Raw genomic sequence first — 19,619 nt, 5'->3', positions numbered from 1 at the left:
CGAACGTATGCTGCTTCCGTTTGGATTGCTTCGCTGGAAGCGGCGGCATAATCGGCTCTTTAAAAACTTCGCAGTTCCAAAGCTTCGTCCGGTTCACTAATGTTGCGCTGCAACCCGCGCCTCCGGTGAATCATGTCCGACGCTCCCAAGACTTCCGGCGTGACCCGGCTGAGGAACTATTTCCTCACGGGCTTCATTGTCTGCGCGCCGCTGGCGATCACCGCCTACATTGCATGGTCTTTCATCGGCTGGGTCGATTCCTGGGTGAAACCCTATATTCCGGCCCGCTACAGCCCTGACACCTATTTGTCGTTTCCGGTGCCGGGGTTCGGGCTGATCGTCGCGTTGATCCTGATCACGCTGATAGGCTTCCTGACGGCCAACATAGTCGGCCGCGCCATCGTCAATTTCGGCGAGCGCCTGCTTGGCCGCATGCCGCTGGTGCGCGGCATCTATGGCTCGCTGAAGCAGATTTTCGAGACCGTGCTGTCGAACAAGGGTGACATGTTCCGCCAGGTCGGGCTGGTCGAATATCCGCGCAAGGGTGTGTGGTCGCTGGTGTTCGTCGCCAGCGAGAAGGAAACCGAGATCAACCAAAAGCTCGACCAGGAAGGCGATCCGCTGATTGCCGTGTTCATGCCGTGCACGCCGAACCCGACCACCGGATTCCTGATGTATGTGCCGAAGTCGGACATCGTGCTGCTCGACATGACGATCGAGGACGGCGCCAAGCTGATCGTCTCGGCCGGGCTGGTGGCGCCCGAGGTCAAGCAAATGGTTGTCGTGAATGGCGAGCCGATCGAGGGGATGCTCGCCAACCCGTCGGTTGCCGCCCTGGCTCAGCCGGCGCGCAGGAGCCGCACGGCCTCGTCGCGGCCGAACAAATAAAGCAGCAGGCGCAACGCCTCGCCACGCTGCGATTGCAGCTCCGGGTCGCGCGACAGGATCAGCCTGGCATCGTCGCGGGCGGCCTCCAGAAGATCGGCATGCGCCTCGATGCGCGCCACCTGGAAACCCGGCGTGCCGGACTGGCGGGTGCCAAGCAATTCGCCTTCGCCGCGCAGCTTCAGGTCCTCCTCGGCGATCAGGAACCCGTCCTCGGTCTCGCGCATCACCGACAGCCGGCGTTTCGCGGTCTCGCCGAGCGGGTCCTTGTAGAGCAGCACGCAGGAGGAGGGCTTGTCGCCACGCCCGACCCGGCCGCGCAACTGATGCAATTGGGCGAGGCCGAAGCGCTCGGCGTGCTCGATGACCATGACGGTGGCGTCCGGTACGTCGACGCCGACCTCGATGACCGTGGTGGCGATCAGGATGCGTGTCTCGCCCTGCTTGAAGGCGCGCATCGCCTCGTCCTTGTCGGCACCTTTCATGCGGCCGTGAACGAGCCCGATACGGTCGCCGAACAATGGTTTCAGCGAGGCGAAGCGGTCCTCGGCCGACATCAGCTTGATTTCTTCGGATTCCTCGACCAGCGGACAGATCCAGTAGATCTTCTGGCCGCCGGCCACCGCCTCGACCATGCGGCCGATCAGTTCATCGAGCCGCTCCAGCGGCAGAGTAACGGTACGGATCGGCTGGCGGCCGGCCGGTTTTTCCGTCAGTTTCGACACGTCCATGTCGCCGAAAGCGGTCAGCACCAGCGTGCGCGGGATGGGAGTGGCCGTCATCACCAGCATGTCGGGCGCATCGCCCTTGGCGGTGATGGCGAGCCGTTGATGGACGCCGAAACGGTGCTGCTCGTCGATCACGGCAAAGACCAGGTCGTGGAACATGACCGTCTCCTGGAACAGCGCATGGGTGCCGACGACGATGTCGATCTCGCCGCTTGCCAGGCCGGCCAGCGTATCAGCGCGTTCGCGGCCCTTCTCGCGGCCCGTGAGGATGGCGATGCGCAGCCCGACCTTGGCGGCAAGCGGCGTGATGGTCGCCAGATGCTGGCGCGCCAGGATTTCGGTCGGTGCCATCAAGGCCGCCTGGCCGCCAGCCTCGACAGCCCGCGCCATGGCCAACAGCGCGACGACCGTCTTGCCGGAGCCGACATCGCCCTGCAGAAGCCGCAGCATGCGCTCGGGATCGGCGAGGTCGGCATTGATTTCGGCCAGCGCGAACTCCTGGCTCGGTGTCAGCGAATAGGGCAGTGCGGCTCGCAGTTTTTCGACGATGCGGCCGTCGCCGACCAGAGGGCGGCCGGACAGGCGGCGGACTTTTGCCCGCACCAGCGCCAGCGAGACCTGGCCCGCCAGCAGCTCATCATAGGCGAGGCGCCGCCAGGCAGCGCCATCGACGGAGACATCGATCGGGTCGGCCGGATTGTGGATGCGGGCAAGCGCGCCGGCAAAGGAGGGAGACGTGTGGCGGCGCATGAAAGCGCCGTCCTGCCATTCGGGAAATTCGGGCACACGCGCCAGCGCCTGGCCGATCGCCCGGCGCAGCACCTTGCCCGAGAGCCCGGCTGTCAGGGGATAGACCGGTTCGACCAGCGGCAGGTTTTCCGCCTCGCTGGCGAGCGCGATGTGGTCGGGGTGGACCATGCTCGGGCGGCCGTTGAACCATTCCATGCGGCCGGAGACCACGACATGCTCGCCCTCGGGCATCGCCTTTTCGAGATAGGAAGCGTGAGCATGGAAGAAGGTCAGCGCGATCTCGCCGGTGTCGTCATGGGCGAAGACCCGGTAAGGCACCGACCTGTTGCCGCGCGGCGGCGGCTGGTGGCGGTCGATGCGCACCTCCAGCGTCACGATCTGGCCCTCCGCGGATCCTGCGATGCCCGGCCGGCTGCGCCGGTCGATGACGGTGTGCGGCAGCACGAACAGAAGGTCGCCCGCGCGGGCGGGGCGGTCACCCAGATCGGCCGGGACAACCTTCTCGATCAGCGCGCCGACTTTCGGTCCGACGCCGGCAAGCGAGGTGATCGGGACAAACAAGGGATCGAGGATGGAAGGTCTCATCTGAGAGAAACCATGCGGTGTCTGCGCTCACCCCCCTCTGGCCTGCCGGCCATCTCCCCCTCAAGGGGGGCGATTAGCAGTTCTGACCTCGCCCGCCTTGCGCAGTTGGAAATTGGCGAAAGCAGTCGTGCCATACGATCTCCCTCCTTGAGGGGGAGATGTCCGGCAGGACAGAGGGGGGTGCTAGCGCCGATACTGTCAGGAATGTTCGTCACACCGAGATGTTAGACGCCAACCGGGCCGTTGCAAGGCTGACAGCCCCTTCTATCCACGCTATATGCGCCCGCAGCAAGCAAGGATGCGGCACGATGACCGGAACGACGAGATCAAGCGAGGGGCTCGACGTCCGCCGCCGCAAGCTTCTGTTTCGCTCCTGGCATCGCGGCATGCGCGAGATGGACCTTATCCTCGGCACCTTCGCCGACGCTGAGATCGGCGCCTTGACCGGCGACGAAATCGACCAATATGAGAGGCTCCTCGACATTCCCGATACCGAATTCCTGCCCATGGTCACCGGCGAACGCCCGGTTCCGGCCGATATCGATTGTGCCGTCCTGCAAAAGATCCTGGCTTTCCGCCAGTCCATGACATTTTGAACAACGACAGTCTGAACGACGTGATTTCATGAGCCTCATTCCCACCATCGGTCTGCCGAAAGGCCGCGCCGGCCAGTTCATCGTCGACGGCGTCGCCGACGGCTACGAAGCCTTTGCGCTGGTGCAGGCGGCACTCGAGATCGCGCCCGACAAGCCGGTTCTGTTCGTCGCACGCGACGGTCAGCGCCTGCCGGCGATCATCGAGGCGCTGTCTTTCGCGGCCCCCGGCCTGCCGGTGCTGGAACTGCCGGCCTGGGATTGCTTGCCCTACGACCGCGTCTCGCCCGGCTCGGATGCGGCCGCCAAGCGCCTCGATGCACTGACCGCCATGATCGCGCTGGCGAAGAAGCCGCACCGCGCCGTCATCCTCACCACCGCCAACGCGCTGCTGCAGCGCATTCCGCCGGCGGATCTCGTCGAGGCACAGACCTTCCACGCCAGGCCCGGCAACCAGATCGACATGAACGTACTGGTGTCGCGACTGGAAACGTCCGGTTTCGAGCGCGTGCCGACCGTGCGCGGTATCGGTGAATTCGCGGTGCGGGGCGGCATTCTCGACCTGTTCGCCCCCGGCTGGACCGAAGCGCTCAGGCTCGATTTCTTCGGCGACACGCTGGAATCGATCCGTGTCTTCGATGCCGCCACGCAGCGCACCACCGGTCAACGCAAGTCGATGGCGCTGCAGGCGATGAGCGAGGTGGCGCTGACGGCGGAAACCATCAGCCGTTTCCGCCGCTCCTATATCGAAGCCTTTGGCGCTCCACAGCGCGATGACGGGCTCTATGCAGCAGTCAGCGAAGGCAGGCGGTTTGCCGGCATGGAACACTGGCTGCCGTTTTTCTATGAGCGGCTGGAGACGGTGTTCGACTATCTGCCTGACACGCCTGTCATCTTCGACCATCTGGCGCATGAGGCGCTGGCCGAGCGCCACACGCTGATCCTCGACCATTACGAGGCGCGCAAGAAGCAGGCGGACGGTGCCTTGAAGGACGCCGTGCCCTACAAGCCGGTCGCACCGGACCTGCTCTATCTCTCCCCGGAAAACCTGATTGCCTCGCTAGGGCCGCGTGAAGCGATCGACTTCACGCCGTTTGACGCGCCTGACGCCGGCGCGAAAAAGGTTTTTCATGCCGGTTCGCGCCCTGGCCGCAGCTTTGTCGAGGAACGCGCCGATCCGAACGCCAACGTGTTCGATGTCGTCGTCAAACACATCGCTGACGAGCGCGCAGCGCGCCGCCGCATTGTCATTGCCGGCTGGACCGAAGGCTCGCTCGACCGGCTTGGCCAGATCCTTGCCGAACACCATCTCGGCAACCTCAAGCAGGTGGCGACGCTGGCGGAAGCCGAAAAGCTCGAACCGGGTCAGGCGGCCTTGGCCGTGCTGCCGCTCGAATCCGGCTTCGAGACCGAAAAACTGGTCGTCGTCGCCGAACAGGACATTTTGGGCGACCGGCTGATCCGGCGCTCGAAACGCAAGAAGCGTCCCTCGGATTTCATTGCCGAGGCCTCGGCGCTGTCGGCCGGCGACATTGTCGTCCACGCCGACCACGGCATTGGCCGCTTCATAGGCCTGCGCACCATCGAAGCGGTCGGCGCACCGCATGACTGCCTGGAAATCCACTATGCCGGCGACGACCGGCTGTTCCTGCCGGTGGAAAACATCGAACTCCTGTCGCGCTACGGTTCTGATACGGCCGAGGCGACGCTGGACAAGCTTGGCGGCGGCGCCTGGCAATCGCGCAAGGCGCGGCTGAAGAAACGTCTGCTCGACATGGCCGGTCAATTGATCCGCATCGCCGCCGAGCGGCAGATGCGCTCCGCACCGCCACTGGTGCCGGCAGAAGGCCTCTATGGCGAGTTCGCCGCGCGGTTCCCCTATGAGGAAACCGACGACCAGCAGACAGCGATCGACTCGGTACGGGACGACCTTGGCGCCGGCAAGCCGATGGACCGGCTGATTTGCGGCGATGTCGGCTTCGGCAAGACCGAAGTGGCGCTGCGCGCCGCCTTCATCGCGGCGATGGAAGGCTTTCAGGTGGCGGTTGTGGTGCCGACGACATTGTTGTCGCGCCAGCATTTCAAGACCTTTTCGCAGCGTTTCTCCGGCCTGCCGATCCGTGTCGGCCAGGCGTCGCGGCTAGTCGGCGCCAAGGAACTGGCCGAGACCAAGAAAGGTATCGCCGAGGGCCAGGTCGACATCGTCATCGGTACGCATGCGCTGCTCGGTTCCGCAATCTCGTTCAAGAACCTTGGCCTGCTGATCATCGACGAAGAGCAGCATTTTGGCGTCAAGCACAAGGAGCGGCTGAAGGATTTGAAGACCGACGTGCACGTGCTGACGCTGTCGGCGACGCCGATCCCGCGCACGCTGCAACTGGCGTTGACCGGGGTGCGCGAACTGTCGCTGATCGCCACGCCGCCGGTCGACCGCATGGCGGTGCGCACCTTCATCTCGCCCTTCGATCCGCTGGTCATCCGCGAGACGCTGCTGCGCGAGCGCTATCGTGGCGGCCATTCCTTCTATGTGGTGCCGCGCATCAGCGATCTCTCGGAAATCCATGATTTCCTGAAGGAATCCGTGCCGGAGTTGAAGGTGGCGGTGGCCCATGGCCAGATGCCGCCGGGCGAACTCGACGACATCATGAATGCCTTCTACGACGGCCAGTACGATGTGCTGTTGTCCACGACCATCGTCGAATCCGGCCTCGACATCCCGACCGCCAACACGCTGATCATCCATCGCGCCGACATGTTCGGCCTGTCGCAGCTTTACCAGTTGCGCGGCCGCGTCGGCCGCTCGAAGGTGCGCGCCTATGCGCTGTTCACGCTGCCGGCCAACCGCAAGCTGACCGACACCGCGGAGCGGAGGCTGAAGGTGCTGCAATCGCTCGATACTCTGGGCGCCGGCTTCCAGCTCGCCAGCCACGATCTCGATATCAGGGGCGCCGGCAATCTTCTCGGCGAAGAGCAGTCCGGCCACATCAAGGAGGTCGGCTTCGAGCTCTACCAGCAGATGCTGGAAGAGGCTGTCGCCGAGGTGAAGGATTCCGGCGAGGTCCAGGATGGCGGCTGGTCGCCGCAGATTGCCGTCGGCACGGCGGTGATGATCCCGGAAAGCTATGTTCCGGACCTGCAGCTTCGGCTGGCGCTTTATCGCCGTCTCGGCGATCTCGAGAACACCGAGGAAATCGACGCTTTCGGCGCCGAGCTGATCGACCGCTTCGGCCCGCTGCCGGAAGAGGTCAAGCATCTGCTCAAGATCGTCTTCATCAAGGCGCTCTGCCGCAAAGCCAATGTCGAGAAGCTCGACGCCGGGCCGAAGGGCGTCGTCATTCATTTCCGCAAGCGCGAATTCTCCAACCCGGTTGGGCTCGTCCGGTTCATCGGCGAGCAGGGCTCGCTGGCCAAGATCCGGCCGGACCACAGCGTCGTCTTCGTACGCGATTGGCCAACCCCCGAGAAGCGATTGGCGGGCTCGGCGGTGGTCATGACGCAGTTGGCGCGGCTGGTGGAGAAGGCGGCATAGCCCGCCCGGACCATTCGCCAGCGCTTGAATTCCGGTCTAGAATAGGAAATCGGCTTCGTGTATGGAGCCGCGATCCCCAAATGGGGGCGGGATGGCGGAGTATAGGCCGCTGGAAAGAGCGTTGGGTGCAGCGATGACGAAATGGTCGCCGAATTCGTGGAGAGCAAAGCCGATCAAGCAGGTCCCTGCCTATCCGGACCTTGCCGCGCTGAAGAACACGGAGGCCCAGCTCGCAACCTTTCCGCCGCTGGTTTTTGCCGGTGAGGCGCGCAAGCTGAAGAAGCAGCTCGCTTCTGTCGCCGCCGGTGACGCATTCCTCCTGCAGGGCGGCGATTGCGCCGAGAGCTTCGCCGAGCATGGCGCGGACAACATCCGCGACTTCTTCCGCGTCTTCCTGCAGATGTCCGTGGTGCTCACCTTCGCCGGCGCGCAGCCGGTGGTGAAGGTCGGCCGCGTTGCCGGCCAGTTCGCCAAGCCGCGATCGTCCGACAACGAGACCAAGGGTGAGGTGACGCTGCCCAGCTATCGCGGCGATATCATCAACGGCATCGAATTCGACCCCAAGTCGCGCATTCCGGACCCCGCTCGCCAGGAGATGGCGTATCGCCAGTCGGCGGCGACGCTCAACCTTTTGCGCGCCTTCGCGCAAGGCGGCTATGCCAGCCTGGAGAATGTGCACCGCTGGATGCTCGGCTTCGTGTCCGACAGTCCGCAGGGCGAGAAATACGAGTCTCTTGCCAACCGCATCACCGAGACGATGGACTTCATGAAGGCCGTCGGCATCACCTCGGAAACCAACTACGCGCTGCGCGAGACCGATTTCTACACCAGCCACGAGGCGCTGCTGCTCGGCTATGAGGAGGCACTGACGCGTGTCGATTCGACCTCCGGCGACTGGTACGCCACCTCGGGTCACATGATCTGGATCGGAGACCGCACCCGCCAGCCCGACCATGCGCATGTCGAATATTGCCGTGGCATCAAGAACCCGCTCGGCCTGAAATGCGGTCCGTCGCTGACGCCGGACGGCTTGCTGGAGCTGATCGACCTGCTCAATCCCGAGAACGAGCCCGGCCGGCTGACGCTGATCGCCCGCTTCGGTTCCGACAAGGTCGCCGACCATCTGCCGAAGCTGGTGCGCGCGGTGCAGAAGGAAGGCCGCTCCGTGGTGTGGTCGTCGGATCCGATGCACGGCAACACGATCGAGGCCGCCGGCTACAAGACGCGGCCGTTCGACCGCATTCTGAAGGAGGTGCAGACCTTCTTCGAGGTGCACCGCGCCGAAGGCACGCATCCGGGCGGCATCCATGTCGAGATGACCGGCAAGAACGTCACCGAATGCACCGGTGGCGCGCGCGCCATCACCGCCGAGGAGTTGCAGGACCGCTACCACACCCATTGCGATCCGCGTCTTAACGCCGACCAGGCGATCGAACTGGCGTTCCTGGTCTCGGATCTGTTGAAGAAGAGCCACCCGGTGCAGCACAAGCAGGTTGCCAACGGCTGATTTTCGCGCAGTCCGAATAAGATCCACGAAAGGGCGTCCGAGAAATCGGGCGCCTTTTATGTCTGCGCTAGTCCAGTGTTCCCGGCACCAGCGGGCAGGGACTGTCAGTCCTTCTTGTAGAGCAGCCAGCTCTTGCCGGCCCGGGGGCCTGCCATCGTCGAGTGCCTGGTGACGCGGTTGCGGCCGCTGACCTTCGAGCGATAGAGCGCCCGGTCGGCCTTGGTGTAGAGATCTTCGGGTCCTTCGGCTTCGGACGCCATGCAGATACCCATCGAGACGGTAACGGTGCCGTAATTCGTACCGGTCTGGCTGCTGGTGAACGGCGTCTGCGCGATCAGGGCACGAATACGCTCCGCGACGTCATAGGTGGCGTCCTCGCTGGCGCCCTCGATGATCAGCGCGAACTCCTCGCCGCCGGTGCGGGCGACGAACATGTCGCCGCGAATGCTGGTCTGGAAAATATCGGCGATGCTCTGGATGATCTTGTCGCCGACCGGGTGGCCATAGCGGTCGTTGATATCCTTGAAGCGGTCGATGTCGACAAGAACCAGGGCGTTGAACAGGATACCCCTGTTGCTGTTGTAGATCCTGGTGATCTCCTTGTCGAAGGCGCGCCGATTCCAGATATGGGTCAACGGATCGGTGTCGGCCAGCCGCTTATACTCCTCAAGCTTCGACTTGACGCTCTCGAGTTCGGCCGTCTTGTCGCTGAGCGTCGAGGCCACCTGCCGGCCGTGATCGATCGTCGAATTGGTGGCAACCGCCATGGCGTTGGCGATCTTCTGCAGGAGATCCTGAGAGAGAAGGCTGCGGCCGCTGAGGCCGCTCGATGTCTCATCGAGGATCCTGCCGTATTTCTCGATGTGGCTGCGCTCGCTCCGCAGCAACGAAGCAACCTCCTCGAGCTCCCTGGCGATGACGTCTCTGGCATGCTCGACGATGCCCGGACCATGGTTGTGGGCAAAGAAAGTGCGCCCGATCTGGTCCAGTTCATCTTGTGTCGGCCGGCTGCTCAGCGAAACGACGGCGAGGCTGAGTTCGCGATTGGTGCCGCTCAGCGCCTCGTAGAAAATCTCGTAGTTGCGCGGCAGGCTGAGCACGCCCAGCTGGCGCATTGTGGCAACGACACTGGCCGCGATGTCGGTGCTTCGTTCGGTCGGAAGAGCTGCCGGCTGCATTTTTGATTCTTCCCCTCGGATTCCGCTGTAGAATTCGCGGGTTCCCTTTGTCGCCGACCTGGGGAATGCGACCGACTCCAGAACAACTTGCAAAGGGATGCGTCCCCACCCACGACCTTCGCTTGCCATGACCATAAATGCGCCAGCGCTAAAGTTTCCTTAATTTGCCGAGATTCCACAGTTTTTCTCTACCTGCGGCTGTAAAAGCTTAAATTTGCGCACCCAATAATCGAAAACGACGCCAGTTTGGTGGCTTTGAATCCGAAATTCGCGCATCGCGCTCTTGAAAATGAAACCGAATTTCGGATTCACCACGCCAGTACATGTCGCATTTGCTTGCGTGTGGTCGTCGCAAAGCTGGAATCCTGACGACGATGCTGAGGCAGAGTTTTCCTCGAGGAGGTCGAAATGAGCGACAATCACACGGGATCGTGTCTGTGCGGAGCGGTTCGCTTCAAAACGCACGGAGCGCTGCGTGGCGTCGTCTATTGTCATTGTTCGCAATGCCGCAAGCAGAGCGGACATTTCTATGCCGCGACCAATGTTGCCAACGCCGACATTGTGATCGAGGGCACGGAAAGTATCACCTGGTACGAAGCCTCTACCTTCGCCAGGCGTGGGTTCTGCAAGGCATGCGGATCGGTGCTGTTCTGGAAGCCGCGAGACCAGGACTACGTTTCAGTCATGGCGGGATCGTTCGACAAGCCGACAGGTCTTGAGGGGGAATGCCATATCTTCGTCGGTGACAAGGGTGACTACTATTCGATCGACGACGGGCTGCCGCAGTTTGAAAAGTCGACACCGTCCATACCGGTTGCTGAATGAATCTTGGACAAGTCACCTTATTCCATTGATCTGGCCAGCCATTGCATTATCCCGTGCCGGTGATTCGCAAAGGGGTTTGGCATGCAGCGGCTGATCGATGCTTATTTCAATTCGGTGCGGGCGTTTCGCAAGCTGGCCACCAGCGAGAAGGCTTTCCAGCAGGAGCTGATGCTGCTGGCGCTTGCCTTGCCGCTCGGCTGGTTCGTTTCGATCTCGTGGCGCGGTTATGCTTTGCTGATCGGCGCCGTGCTGCTCTTGATCATGGTCGAAGTGCTGAACACCGGCATCGAGGCGGCATGCGACGCTTTCAGCCGCGAGTTCAATGTCGATATCCAGTTGGCCAAGGATTGCGGTTCGCTGGCGGTGCTGATTTCGGTGCTCATCGTCGCCGGCGTCTGGGGTATCGCGATTATCGAGCGGATTACGGGACTACCGATCTAGCCTTTCGATGCCTACATGCCAGTCACCAAAGGAGACTGTCATGTCCGAAGCCACGAGCTTTCTGCTTCTTGAGCGTGCTGGCCTGCCAGACGATCTGCGCTGGCTCGTCGAAAAATACCCGCGTGAAAACTGGCAGGACCATGCCAACATCCATGGCATCGCCAATATGTGGCTGCAGCGGCACGACATGTTCCGCGAACTTGGCGGCATGCTGGCCAACGGTATTGGGGACTACCGTGAGGGACGGCTGACGGCGCCTGATTTCGCGCGCTGGTTCGCGCCGCGCCTCGATCATTTTCTTGGGCATCTCGACGGTCACCACAATGTCGAGGATTATCAATATTTTCCGGTCTTCGCCAAGGCCGAGCCCCGTTTGAAGCGCGGCTTCGAGATTCTCGATGCCGACCATCACACCATTCATGAAGGGCTGGAGCGCAATGCCGAGGCGGCCAATGCGTTCATCAAGACGCTTCAGGAAAACGAAGACAGACAGCGCTTTGCCGCCGACGCCTATGCCGACGAAAACAGCCGGCTGATCGCCATGCTGACAAGGCATCTTGCCGACGAGGAAGACCTGATCATCCCGCTGATCCTCGATCGGGGGGATTAGGCGCTCGGCGTGGATTGACGATCAGTCCTCCCTGGCGCGTTCCTTCCTGGCGATGTGACGGGCGACGAGCCATGCCAGAACGGCCACGGTCAGGCCGATGCCAAGCCCGATCAGCAACCGTTCGTGATGCATCAACGCCTGGCCGATGACGTGCTCGGCTCCCAGTCCAAAGACATAACCGATCGTGCCGAACAGTACCGCCCAGACCGCCGATGAAAGCGCGTTGAGGATGACGAAGCGCGGCGCGGCAATGTTGGAAAGCCCGGCTGCAATGCCGCCGACGAGGCGCATGCCGTAGATATAGCGGTTGGACAGCACGAAAATGTCGGGATGGGTGTTGAGCAGCCGAAAGGCGCGGCGGAAGCCGGGCCGTTTGCGCAATCTGACGACATAGGGATGGTCGGCGAAGCTTCGTCCGAGGATGAAGAAGAAAGTATCGCCGACGAAGGCGCCGAGCGCGGCCGCAAGAACCGCGTGCCACAGGACGAAGACCTGCTGGTGGGCGAAGAAGCCGCCAAGGATGGCGGCACTTTCGCCCTCCGCGACGCAACCGATAAAGACCGCGAGCAGCCCGTATTGTTCGATGAAATGATGGATTGCGTCGGTCATGAAGCCGACTGCTGCGAAGACAGCCTTTCGTCGATCCGCTTGACCATTTCGGTCAGCTGCACGATCTCGTCGCGCATACCGAGAATCTGGCCGTGGCGCAGTTCATCCAGCTTTTCATGCAGCGCCATGATCTCGATCTCGGCTTTCAGGTTGACCTCGTAATCGTGGGCGGCGTCGATGCGGTCGCGTTCGGTCTGGCGGTTCTGCGCCATCATGATCACCGGCGCCTGCAAGGCGGCGACCATCGATAGAACGAGGTTCAGGAAGATGAACGGGTAGGGATCGAAGGCGTCGCGTGACAGCAGCCACACATTGCCTGATGTCCACAGGATCAGAAAGGCGAGAAAGGTCAGGATGAAGGACCATGAGCCGCCGATGCGGGCGATCGTATCGGCAAGCCGGTCGCCGAAGGTCTGGTGGAAGGCAACAGCCTTGTTGGTGTCCCGCGAGATGGTGGTGCGTTCGAGCGTCGATTGCAGCACCCGGCTTTCGAGTTGGCTGAGGCCGTCCGGCCGCCGCTTGAGCCAGCGGTTCGCCAGGTCGTCGATCGTCTTGTTCATGGCCATCTCCAGGGTCTTTGGCTTGCCGTAAGAGGTAGAGGCTGCCGGCTCACACGGGAAGTGTTAGATTGATTCCAGTTGCCGAGGGACCAATGGCCGATTTCAAGAAAATTCGCGCACGCGCCGCAAAACGCAAGGGCGGCGAAGAGGAACTGACGTCGCTGCTGGGTCCGGCGCCTGACAATGCCGCCGTGGCTGACATCGCCGATGACCGCATTCTCTCTGTTATGGCCGAACGCGTCTTCGCCGCTGGTTTCGTCTGGCGGGTCATCGAGCAGAAATGGCCAGGCTTCGAAGAGGCGTTCCTGCGCTTCGAGCCGAAGCGGCTGTTGTTCCAGCCCGATGATTTCTGGCACGATCTGACGGCCGACCAGCGCATCGTGCGCAACCCGCAGAAGATCAGATCCGTGCGCGACAACGCTGCCTTCGTCGAGCGCGTGTCGAAGGAATATGGCGGTTTCGGCCAATTCCTCGCCAACTGGCCGGCTGACGACCAGGTCGGGCTGATGGCCTGGCTCGGCAAGCATGGCAGCCGGCTGGGCGGCAATACGGGCCAGTATTTCCTGCGCTGGCTGGGTTGGGATGCGTTCGTCATCTCGGGCGATATGGCCGCGGCGTTGCGCGACGCCGGCCTAGACATCGCCGAAAGCCCGACTTCGAAGAAGGACCTGGACAAGATCCAGAGGCAAATCAACCAATGGGCAGCGGAGACGCATCTGCCGCGCCGGCATATTTCACGCATCCTGGCGATGTCGATCGGCGAGAACCATTCGCCGCAAGCGCTGCGCGAATATATGGGCGACGACTGATACCTGGTCGTATCGCCACGATTGAAGTACGTTGATCGGTCCGTACACGGTTGACGTATGTCAATCGGTCCGAATTGGTCCAAACGAACGCCATTGCCCGGGCAATTTTGCCGCGCTAAGTCAGCAGGCATGACCAAGAAGCTCGACATCCTGCGCATCGCCGTCGCCCAGCTCAATCCGACTGTCGGCGACATATCAGGCAATCTCGCCAAGGCCCGCGAGGCGAGGGCGGATGCCGCACGTCAAGGCGCCGATCTCGTGCTCTATACCGAGCTTTTCCTCGCCGGCTATCCGCCGGAGGATCTGGTGCTGAAGCCGGCCTTTTTGAAAGCCTGCGAAAAGGCGGCACAGGATTTTGCCGCCGACACCGCGGATGGAGGTCCCGGCGTCATCATCGGCACGCCGTTGAAGCGCAAGAGCGGCACGCACAATTCGATCGTCTTCGCCGATGGCGGCAAGATCATCGCGGAACGTTACAAGCTCGATCTGCCTAACTACGGCGAGTTCGACGAGAAGCGCGTCTTCCAGGCCGGACCCGAGATCCAGGGGCCGGTCAATTTCCGCGGCGTGCGCATCGGAGTTCCGATCTGCGAGGACATCTGGGGCGATGTCGATATCTGCGAGTCGCTGGCCGAAAGCGGGGCGGAAATCCTGCTGGTGCCGAACGGCTCGCCCTACTACCGCGCCAAGATCGATGTCCGCCACCAGGTCGTCATCCGCCAGGTCATCGAATGCGGGCTGCCGATGATCTATGCCAACCAGCTTGGCGGCCAGGACGAGCTGATCTTCGACGGCGCCTCGTTTGCCATTGGCGCCGACAAGACGCTTGCCTTCCAGATGAGCCAGTTCGAGGAAGCGGTCGACGTCACTACATGGAAACGCCAGGGCGATCACTGGGTCTGTTCCGAAGGGCCGATGTCGAAAATTCCGGACCGGGAGGAGGCCGACTATCGCGCCTGCATGCTAGGCCTGCGGGACTACGTCAACAAGAACGGCTTCAAGAATGTGGTGCTTGGTCTGTCCGGCGGCATCGATTCGGCGATCTGCGCGGCGCTCGCCGTCGATGCGCTCGGCGAGGAACGCCTGCGCGCGGTGATGATGCCCTACCGCTACACCTCGAAGGACTCGCTGAAAGATGCCGAGGATTGCGCCCGGGCGCTCGGCTGCCGCTACGACATCGTGCCGATCTTCGAGCCGGTCGAAGGGTTTCTGCACGCGCTGACGCAGATGTTCGAAGGCACCAAGGAAGGCATCACCGAAGAGAATCTGCAGAGCCGCGCGCGCGGCACCATCCTGATGGCGATCTCCAACAAGTTCGGCTCGATGGTCGTCACCACCGGCAACAAGAGCGAGATGTCGGTCGGCTACGCTACGCTCTATGGCGACATGAATGGCGGCTTCAATCCGATCAAGGATCTCTACAAGATGCAGGTCTACGCGCTGTCGCGCTGGCGCAACAGCCACGTGCCGCCGGGCGCGCTTGGCCCCTCGGGCGAGGTGATCCCGAAAAACATCATCGACAAGGCGCCATCGGCGGAATTGCGCGAGAACCAGACCGACCAGGATTCGCTGCCGCCCTATCCGGTGCTGGACGATATTCTCGAATGCCTGGTTGAGAACGAGATGGGTGTCGACGATATCGTCGCGCGCGGCCATGACCGGGCGACAGCGACGCGCATCGAGCACCTGCTCTACATCGCAGAATACAAGCGACGGCAGGCGGCGCCGGGCGTGAAGATCACCAAAAAGAATTTTGGCCGCGACCGCCGCTATCCCATCACCAATCGTTTCAGGGATCGCAGCTAAGTACCGAAAGCGCGCGGCGGTGCGGCCGGAGACAGCCATGCCCGATTGTGAAATCAGCTTCGACATGTCACGGATCGATTTCCGTGCGACATCGGACCTGTTGATGGCAAGCTATTGGGGCGCCGGACGCACTGACGAAGTCCATCGCCGCGCCTTTGCCAATTCACTGTGCGTCGGTGCCTATGTCGATGGCAAGCAAGTCGGCTTCGGCCGCGCGATCACCGACCGCACGGTATTCGCCTATCTCGCCGATATCATCGTCTGGCCGGAGAACCGCGGGCAGGGCATAGGCAGCCGGCTCGTCCAGGCCCTGATCGACCATCCGGAGGTCAGGACCGTTTTCCATTGGAGCCTGTCGACCAGCGATGCCCATGGCATGTATGAAAAGCTCGGGTTCAAGCCATCAACCGATGGCCGCTACATGCGCTTCGATCGCGTTTCTGAATGAGGCGCGGCTTGCCCGCCATTGTTGCAAAATAATCGCAGTGGTTGGACCAGATACGCTTTTGGCGTCAGCCCGTCTTGGCGATGCATCGGAGCGTCTCTATAAGGACCCCTCCGCAATTGTCTTGCGGGAGGTCCGAATGGCAGTATTTCACATGGTAATGCGAGGCCGCGAAGCCTAGGTCTCATCCGGCGCTCAGCGAAGGTTTGCCCTTCGTGCTGATGCCGGATCGAGCACAGGCTTATGCCGATGCCGGTCGCCGCCCGATTATGGGCGAGACGCCAAATATGCCACTCCGCTTTCCGGGCACTCATTGGCCCCTTGCGCGGCTTCTTCAATTTTCGACCTACCGGGATCGGGCTCGTTTGTGCCCGAATGACATCATGGCTCGTTTTAAGATCGATTTGCGCGCGAGCGCCTTTCGCAGCGTTCTTGGCTTCACGCTTACCCATTGGCGGCGCCAGCCGTGGCGGCTTTCGCTCATCATGGGCAGCTTCCTGCTGTCGACACTGGCCGATGTGCTGACGCCGCTCTATTCCGGCCGGCTGGTCGACGCCGTCGCCAGCAGCGCCGGCGCCGACGCGATTGCCTGGAATGCCGCGCTGATGGCGTTCTCGATGCTGATGGCGCTGGCGCTGGCCGGCGTTGTCTTGCGCAACCTGGCGTTCATGGGGATCGTCGAGCTGACGTTGAAGATGATGGCCGACATCGCCGCCGATGCTTTCCATCGCGTCCAGCGCTTTTCCACCGACTGGCATGCCAACAGCTTTGCCGGCTCGACCGTCCGCAAGGTGACGCGCGGCATGTGGGCGCTCGACCTGCTCAACGACACCATCCTCATCGCGCTGCTGCCGTCGATCGTCATGCTGGTCGGCTCGACGTTGCTGCTCGGCTGGTTCTGGCCGTTGATGGGGGCGGTCGTTGCTGCCGGTTCGGTGCTGTTCATCACGGTGACGGCGCTGCTGTCACTTGGTTATGTCGCCCCGGCGGCAAGGCTCGCCAACACCTGGGATACCCGCCTCGGCGGCTCGCTGGCCGACGCGGTCAGCTGCAACGCCGTCGTCAAGGGCTTTGGCGCCGAGGAGCGCGAAGAACGCCGACTGGCCAAGGTCGTCGCCAAATGGCGTGCGCGCACACGGCGCACCTGGGTGCGCGGTACCATCAACGGCACCACGCAAGGGGTGCTGCTGCTGGTCATGCGCGCCGCGGTGATCGGCCTGGCGCTGATGCTGTGGTCGTGGGGGCAGGCGAGCGCCGGCGATGTTGCCTTCGTGCTGACCTCGCTCTTCGTGCTGCAGGGCTATCTCAGGGATATCGGCACGCATATCCGCAATCTGCAGCGCTCCATCAACGATATGGAAGAGCTGGTCGATTTCCAGTCCGAACCGCTCGGCATCGAGGACCGGCCCGGTGCCAAGCCGATCCGGATCACCGAAGGACGGATCAGCTTTGACAACGTCACCTTTCACTATGGCCATCACCGATCGGCGCTTTACCGCGACTTTTCGGTCGACATCGCGCCGGGTGAGCGCGTCGGGCTGGTCGGCCATTCCGGGTCGGGCAAGACGACCTTCGTCAAGCTTATCCAGCGGCTCTATGATGTGAATGCGGGGAAAATCCTGGTCGACGGCCAGGACATCTCCCAGGTGGCGCAAGCATCGCTGCGCGGGCAGATCGCCATCGTCCAGCAGGAGCCGATCCTGTTCCACCGGTCGCTGGCCGAAAACATCGCCTATGCCAGGCCGAGTGCGACGCAGGAGGAGATCGAGCATGCCGCGAAGCTGGCGAGTGCGCATGACTTCATCACCAACCTGCCGAAGGGCTACGGCACGCTGGTCGGCGAACGCGGCGTGAAACTGTCGGGCGGCGAACGTCAGCGCGTGGCGATCGCGCGCGCCTTTCTTGCCGATGCTCGCATCCTGATCCTCGACGAGGCGACATCGAGCCTCGATTCGGAATCGGAGGTTCTGATTCAGCAGGCGATGGAGCGGCTGATGGTCGGCCGCACGACGCTGGTCATCGCGCACCGGCTTTCGACGGTGCGGGCGCTGGACCGGCTGCTGGTCTTCGATCGCGGCAACATTGTCGAGGAAGGCTCGCATGACGAACTGATCCGGCTGACAGGCGGCATCTACCGCCGCCTGTTCGAGCGCCAGGCATTGGAACTGACCAAGGGACTTGTGAGCTGACCAGAGGCGGCCTCCAGCTTCGGCCGGAGGCCGCCTCTGTCCGGCACGGTCAGCCCAGCGGGCTGGACCAGGGCATGCGATCGCAGGGTCGCATGACCAGCTTCATGATCGCCCATTTTGCAGAACTTGACGCACACAACCCTGGCCGACTTGATTTGCCTGTGAAGTCCTGTCCGGATAGTAAGTCTTGAGACCTCTGTTCATCATACTGACCGAGATACGTTGTTTCTACCATTGGTTGATATATATCCGATGGAGAGCAACCTACGGACGTTCTTCACGATGCATCTTTCTGCGAATGCCGAGGAAAAGTTGGCTGCGCCGTCAGTGCTGGAATCTCAGCATGGCTCGGTTCGTCCGCTCGCTGCCGAAGATCTCGAGCGCGTCGCCGCACTCTTCCTGACGAAGTTTCGCCGGCGGCGGCGTCACCTCCTCGATCGCGCAATCGCCGAGACGGCCGCGTATATGAGAGAGATTTATCTCGACCCTGCCGGCCACTCCGGTGAAAGCAACGCTCTTGTCCAGATCAACCGGCAGGGTCGCCTGGGTGGATTCCTCGGCGTTCTGAGAGCCCGCTACGAGCTCAATGGAGCGGCATTGAATGCGGCGATCATCGGGCCGCTCATGGCCGACCCCGGCACCGATGACGGCTCGGCCGGACCCCAATTGCTGCGTGCCTTGCATCAAGGCGAATTCGATCTGCAACTGACCGATTCGGCCAACCGGACATCCTTGGCCTTCGCGCGTCCGATGAAGTATCAACTCCTGCCGGTGCATTGTCTGGGATGGACATATGTTTTCCGGCCGGCGGCGATGGCCGCCTCCGCACTGCACCGTAAATGGCCTGGCCTGCCTCGCCTTGTACTCGATCCATGCGCGAGAGCATTCGATGCTCTCGCGAAGAAAAGGTTCGAGCCCCCCGTCCTCCATTCATCGTCACATCGCACCCACCGTGAGCCGATCGATGCCGTGCAATTTGCCGAGAAGCTGCCGACTCTCCTGTCTGGTTACGCTCTTCGGCCGAGTTGGAAGGATGGGGAACTGCCACGACTGCTTGCGCTGGCGGCCGAGAAGCGGGCCGACGGCCCCCTTCATTTCGGTGGGATCTACGACGAAACGGGCAAAATGCTCGGTTGTTATGCCTTCTACGGTCAAGCCGGCGACATGGCGAACCTGTTGCAAATCCAGGCATTCGGATCGCACTGGGGCGCGACACTGGATGCGCTTGTCGCCGCCGCATGGGAGATGGGCTGCGTCGGCATCACCGGACAGACGCAAACCAAATTCATCCCCCAACTCTTTGGCTACAAGAATGTCTTCTTCCGCTATGCCGGGGGAACGATGGTCCGCTCGCGCATCGCCGAGGTCACGGAAGCGGTCCGCTCCGGCGACATTTTTATCGGTGGATTGGTGGGCGACCGCTGGACCCGCCTCAGTTCCGATGATTTCGGCCGCTGATCGCCTTCAACCGGTCGTCGGCCCCAGCGGCTGGCTACGCTTGGGTCACAAAGGCCGCCTCCGGACTGCGCGCCTCCTGAGGCGTCCACCGCCCGGTCTTTTCATTCCAGCC

16 protein-coding genes are annotated in these 19,619 nt (G+C 62.4%); 12 read left to right on the top strand and 4 right to left on the bottom strand.

The annotated features are described in order from the left end of the window. Window positions 1-132 precede the first annotated feature (132 nt). Entirely contained in the window at window positions 133-888 is a 756-nt protein-coding gene (locus tag NKJ00_RS25400) for a DUF502 domain-containing protein (protein WP_027036784.1), read from the top strand. Here the strand turns inward: NKJ00_RS25400 and recG are convergent. Then, window positions 840-2,948 carry an ATP-dependent DNA helicase RecG gene (gene recG / locus NKJ00_RS25395; protein WP_352440273.1) on the bottom strand — a complete coding sequence of 703 codons (2,109 nt, stop codon included), beginning with the start codon at window positions 2,946-2,948 and terminating at the stop codon, window positions 840-842. The genes NKJ00_RS25400 and recG overlap by 49 nt on opposite strands. 308 nt (window positions 2,949-3,256) lie before the next feature. Between recG and NKJ00_RS25390 the strand changes: the two genes are divergently transcribed. The 3 genes from NKJ00_RS25390 (at window position 3,257) to NKJ00_RS25380 (ending at window position 8,577) form a co-directional block, all read left to right on the top strand. Then, entirely contained in the window at window positions 3,257-3,544 is a 288-nt protein-coding gene (locus tag NKJ00_RS25390) for a succinate dehydrogenase assembly factor 2 (protein WP_023810556.1), read from the top strand. A 28-nt stretch (window positions 3,545-3,572) separates the two neighbouring features. After that, window positions 3,573-7,070 carry a transcription-repair coupling factor gene (mfd, locus tag NKJ00_RS25385; RefSeq protein WP_023810557.1) on the top strand — a complete coding sequence of 1,166 codons (3,498 nt, stop codon included), beginning with the start codon at window positions 3,573-3,575 and terminating at the stop codon, window positions 7,068-7,070. 133 nt (window positions 7,071-7,203) lie between these two features. After that, on the top strand, window positions 7,204-8,577 hold the full coding sequence (locus NKJ00_RS25380; protein WP_013531905.1) for a class II 3-deoxy-7-phosphoheptulonate synthase: 1,374 nt from the start codon (window positions 7,204-7,206) through the stop codon (window positions 8,575-8,577). A gap of 104 nt (window positions 8,578-8,681) precedes the next feature. On the opposite strand, the gene NKJ00_RS25375 is transcribed toward NKJ00_RS25380, so the two are convergent. Further along, a complete protein-coding gene (locus NKJ00_RS25375; protein WP_023810558.1) occupies window positions 8,682-9,755 on the bottom strand; it encodes a diguanylate cyclase domain-containing protein in 1,074 nt (357 codons plus the stop codon). Between the two features lie 408 nt (window positions 9,756-10,163). On the opposite strand from NKJ00_RS25375, the gene NKJ00_RS25370 reads away from it, so the two are divergent. The 3 genes from NKJ00_RS25370 to NKJ00_RS25360 all read left to right on the top strand — a co-directional run bounded on the left by NKJ00_RS25370 (window position 10,164) and on the right by NKJ00_RS25360 (window position 11,631). After that, complete coding sequence (locus tag NKJ00_RS25370) at window positions 10,164-10,580, top strand: GFA family protein (RefSeq protein WP_023810559.1); 417 nt, start codon at window positions 10,164-10,166, stop codon at window positions 10,578-10,580. A gap of 81 nt (window positions 10,581-10,661) precedes the next feature. Continuing rightward, on the top strand, window positions 10,662-11,021 hold the full coding sequence (locus NKJ00_RS25365) for a diacylglycerol kinase (protein WP_023810560.1): 360 nt from the start codon (window positions 10,662-10,664) through the stop codon (window positions 11,019-11,021). Between the two features lie 40 nt (window positions 11,022-11,061). Beyond that, window positions 11,062-11,631 (top strand): hemerythrin domain-containing protein, encoded by a 570-nt coding sequence (locus tag NKJ00_RS25360; RefSeq protein WP_352631675.1) that lies wholly within the window; start codon window positions 11,062-11,064, stop codon window positions 11,629-11,631. A gap of 21 nt (window positions 11,632-11,652) precedes the next feature. On the opposite strand, the gene NKJ00_RS25355 is transcribed toward NKJ00_RS25360, so the two are convergent. After that, the gene (locus tag NKJ00_RS25355; protein WP_352552967.1) at window positions 11,653-12,240 is read right to left on the bottom strand and encodes a DedA family protein; all 588 of its coding nucleotides are present in this window, start codon (window positions 12,238-12,240) and stop codon (window positions 11,653-11,655) included. Then, on the bottom strand, window positions 12,237-12,800 hold the full coding sequence (locus tag NKJ00_RS25350; RefSeq protein ID WP_352631673.1) for a DUF1003 domain-containing protein: 564 nt from the start codon (window positions 12,798-12,800) through the stop codon (window positions 12,237-12,239). The genes NKJ00_RS25355 and NKJ00_RS25350 overlap by 4 nt, the downstream gene beginning before the upstream one ends. Before the next feature lie 92 nt (window positions 12,801-12,892). Between NKJ00_RS25350 and NKJ00_RS25345 the strand changes: the two genes are divergently transcribed. The 5 genes from NKJ00_RS25345 (at window position 12,893) to NKJ00_RS25325 (ending at window position 19,507) form a co-directional block, all read left to right on the top strand. Beyond that, window positions 12,893-13,609 carry a DNA-3-methyladenine glycosylase I gene (locus NKJ00_RS25345; protein WP_023810565.1) on the top strand — a complete coding sequence of 239 codons (717 nt, stop codon included), beginning with the start codon at window positions 12,893-12,895 and terminating at the stop codon, window positions 13,607-13,609. A 129-nt stretch (window positions 13,610-13,738) separates the two neighbouring features. Next, a complete protein-coding gene (locus NKJ00_RS25340) occupies window positions 13,739-15,415 on the top strand; it encodes an NAD+ synthase (RefSeq protein ID WP_023810566.1) in 1,677 nt (558 codons plus the stop codon). A 37-nt stretch (window positions 15,416-15,452) separates the two neighbouring features. After that, complete coding sequence (locus NKJ00_RS25335; protein WP_023810567.1) at window positions 15,453-15,863, top strand: GNAT family N-acetyltransferase; 411 nt, start codon at window positions 15,453-15,455, stop codon at window positions 15,861-15,863. A 380-nt stretch (window positions 15,864-16,243) separates the two neighbouring features. Then, on the top strand, window positions 16,244-18,049 hold the full coding sequence (locus NKJ00_RS25330) for an ABC transporter ATP-binding protein (RefSeq protein ID WP_352631671.1): 1,806 nt from the start codon (window positions 16,244-16,246) through the stop codon (window positions 18,047-18,049). A gap of 252 nt (window positions 18,050-18,301) precedes the next feature. After that, window positions 18,302-19,507, top strand: coding sequence for a hypothetical protein (locus tag NKJ00_RS25325; protein ID WP_352631669.1), 1,206 nt, complete (start codon window positions 18,302-18,304; stop codon window positions 19,505-19,507). Window positions 19,508-19,619 lie beyond the last annotated feature (112 nt).

Source organism: Mesorhizobium sp. M0227 (assembly GCF_040321855.1).
Lineage (GTDB): Bacteria > Pseudomonadota > Alphaproteobacteria > Rhizobiales > Rhizobiaceae > Mesorhizobium.
This window is presented reverse-complemented; position numbering and strand designations above follow the sequence as displayed.